Genomic DNA, 236 nt, shown 5'->3' with positions numbered 1-236 from the left:
GGGGTTCTGGTTGAGGACGAGTTGGGCCGCACCCTGGCGGTGAGCCGGGACGGCCAGGTGGTGGCCTACCGGGTGCGCATGGTCCGGGGGAGGCCCCAGGTCCTCAGGGAGTGGCGGCTGGACCTCTCGGGGAGGCTTCTCGCCGACCTCCTGCAGGCCCTCCCCCGGTCCGCCCGGAGGGTCTGGGTCACCGGGGAGGCCCGCCCCGCCACCGCCCCCCCGCCCCTCGTCCCCCC

1 pseudogene is annotated in these 236 nt (G+C 77.1%); it reads left to right on the top strand.

Annotation, left to right across the window (positions count from 1 at the left end):
* Nucleotides 1-236: pseudogene (locus ACYQ0J_RS13790) on the top strand (metal-dependent hydrolase); the annotation flags it as partial.

This window comes from Thermus sp. FJN-A (genome assembly GCF_054655095.1).
Note: the sequence above shows the minus strand (reverse complement) of the source record. Positions and strands in the feature narration are given on the sequence as shown.